Here is a 2950-nt window from a genome sequence, read left to right on the forward strand (position 1 = left end):
GCCAAGGGCCTGACCTCCGGTTACCTGCCGATGGGTGGCCTGGTGCTGAGCAAGCGCGTGGCCGATGCGCTGGTGGAGCGCGGCGGCGTGTTTGCCCACGGGCTGACCTATTCCGGGCACCCGGTGGCGGCGGCGGTGGCGCTGGCCAACCTCAAGGCGCTGCGGGACGAAGGCATCGTGCGCCAGGTGAAGAACGACACCGGACCGTACCTGCAAAAAATCCTCCATGAAGTGTTTGGCAATCACCCGATGATCGGCGAGATCCAGGGCACGGGCCTGCTCGCGGCCTTGCAGTTCGCTGAAGACAAGAGCACCCGCAAGCGCTTCGAGAACGAAAATGACCTGGCCTGGCAGTGCCGCACGTTTGGTTTCGAAGAGGGCGTAATCATTCGCTCGACGCTGGGCCGCATGATCATGGCGCCAGCACTGGTGGCCACGCGCACTGAGCTGGACGAGCTGGTTGAAAAGACCCGCATCGCCGTGGATCGCACCGCACGGATCGCGGGAAAACTCTGAAGTGACCAGCGCGCCACCCCAGGCGAGGGGTGGTGCGCAACCTCCATCAGGCAACGCTGAACGGCATCGATGCCATCGAATGCCGCGACGCCCTGCATCCCCATTTCCAGGAGTCACCCATGAATACAATAACAAACGTGACCGATACACCCGCTCATCAATCCTCACCCAAAGCCGCCTCGTCCCGCCGCTTCCGTCAGCCGCTGGGTCTTATCGGGCTGGTGCTGTTCGGCCTGGCGTACATGGTGCCGCTGGCGGTGTTTACCACCTACGGGCTGGTGACCCAAATGACCAAGGGCCACTTGCCGACCGCCTACATGCTGACCCTCGCCGCCATGCTGCTGACGGCCTACAGCTATGGGCGCATGGTCCAGGCGCATCCCTATTCGGGCTCGGTCTACTCTTACACCCGCAAGGCGTTTGGCGCCTACTTCGGCTTCATCGCCGGGTGGACCCTGTTGCTGGACTACATCTTCCTGCCGTTGCTCAGCTATTTGCTGATCGGCATCTACATGTCCGAGTATTTTCCCGGGGTGCCGACCGCCGTGTGGGTGCTCGGCTCGATTGCCCTGGTGACCACGCTGAACCTGGTGGGCATCGAGTCCATCACCCGGGTCAACTGGATACTCATCGTCGCTCAGTTGGTGTTCATCGTGGTGTTCGTGGCGTTGTCGGTGCACACCCTCAGCGAGCAGTCCGCACCCGTGTCGCTGCTGGCGCCATTCCACCATGAAGGCTTCAGCGCGCCGCTGATCATGGCGGGCGCCGCGGTGCTGTGCCTGTCGTTTCTTGGCTTCGATGCGGTGTCGACCATGGCCGAGGAAACCCCCAACCCACGCCGCACCATCCCGTTGGCGATCATGGTGGTGTCGCTGTTCGGCGGCCTGCTGTTCCTGCTGGTTTCGTATTTCGCGCAAATGGTGTTCCCGCAATGGAACAGCTTCGTCGACCCGGATGCCGCCTCGGTGGATGTGATGCGCCGGGTGGGCGGCGAACTGCTGGTGACCGCCTTTACCGCAACCTATGTCGCCGGTTGCTTCGCCTCGGCGATGGTCTCCCAGGCCAGTGTGTCGCGGGTGCTGTTCGCCATGGGGCGTGACGGCGCGCTGCCCCGCGTGCTCGGCAAGCTGGTGACGAAAAAGCGCGTGCCCGCCACGGCCATCGTGCTGGTCAGCCTGTTCTCGCTGATTGCCTTGTTCATCACGTTGGATACCGTCGCCAACATGATCAGCTTCGGTGCGCTGTTTGCGTTCTCGGCGGTGAACCTGGCGGTGATCAAGCACTACCTGGTCGACCAGAAGTTGCGCGGTACCAGGAACTACTTGCTGTACGCCGTTGTGCCGGCGCTTGGGTTCCTCAGCACGATCTGGCTATGGAGCAGCCTTTCCAGCCTGTCGTTCACCATCGGCCTGTGCTGGATGGGGCTTGGGCTCCTGTGCCTGCTGGGCATCACGCGGGGGCTGCGCGTGAAGATGCCGGAACTGCAGATCGCCGAGTGAACCCCTCGTTTATCCATCGCCATTCATTGGGAGTACAACGTGTTCGACCTTAACTACTGGCAACAGCGTGTTGCCCGCCAGACGTTCATCAACACCGCCCTGATCGGTGGCCGCTCAGTGAATGCGGCATCCGGGGCGACCTTCGATGCCATTAACCCTGCGACCCAGCAGTTGCTGTCGCGGGTTGCAGCCTGCGGTGACGCAGAAGTCGACCTGGCCGTGCGCAGCGCACGCCAGGCCTTCGAGACCGGCCCCTGGCGACGGATGCCGCCGGTGGAGCGCAAGAAAATTTTGATCAGGCTCTCCGAATTACTGATGACCCACCGCGAGGAACTGGCGCTGCTCGATTCGCTGAACATGGGCAAGCCGGTGATGGACGCCTACAACGTTGACGTGCCCGGCGCCGCCAATGTGTTTGCCTGGTACGGCGAAGCCCTCGACAAGCTCTACGATCAAGTCGCGCCCACCGCTCACAACGCGTTGGCAACCATCACGCGTGAAGCACTGGGGGTGATCGCGGCGGTGGTGCCGTGGAACTTCCCGCTCGACATGGCCGCCTGGAAACTCGCGCCGGCGTTGGCGGCCGGTAACAGCGTGGTCTTGAAACCTGCCGAGCAGTCGCCGTTTTCTGCCCTGCGCCTGGCCCAGCTTGCCCTGGAAGCCGGTGTCCCGGAAGGTGTGTTGAATGTGGTGCCCGGCCTCGGCGAAAGTGCCGGCAAGGCCCTGGGGCTGCACCCCGACGTGGATTGCCTGGTGTTCACCGGCTCCACTCAGGTGGGCAAATACTTCATGCAGTATTCCGCCCAGTCCAACCTGAAACAGGTGTGGCTGGAGTGTGGCGGCAAGAGCCCGAACCTGGTGTTTGAGGACTGCCAGGACCTAAACCTTGCGGCGCAGAAGGCCGCCTTCGGCATCTTTTTCAACCAGGGCGAAGT

General features: G+C 62.8%; 3 protein-coding genes. All 3 read left to right on the plus strand.

Annotation, left to right across the window (positions count from 1 at the left end; translation table 11 throughout):
• Positions 1-516 (plus strand): aminotransferase class III-fold pyridoxal phosphate-dependent enzyme (locus HX869_RS30875; protein ID WP_178904155.1); only part of this gene is annotated, 516 nt, incomplete at its 5' end.
• 119 nt (positions 517-635) lie between these two features.
• Complete coding sequence (locus HX869_RS30880) at positions 636-2015, plus strand: APC family permease (RefSeq protein ID WP_023658770.1); 1380 nt, start codon at positions 636-638, stop codon at positions 2013-2015.
• A 39-nt stretch (positions 2016-2054) separates the two neighbouring features.
• Positions 2055-2950: aldehyde dehydrogenase family protein (locus tag HX869_RS30885; RefSeq protein WP_178904156.1), on the plus strand; the 896-nt coding region annotated here is incomplete at its 3' end.

It is taken from the genome of Pseudomonas sp. P7779 (genome assembly GCF_013386315.1).
GTDB lineage: Bacteria > Pseudomonadota > Gammaproteobacteria > Pseudomonadales > Pseudomonadaceae > Aquipseudomonas.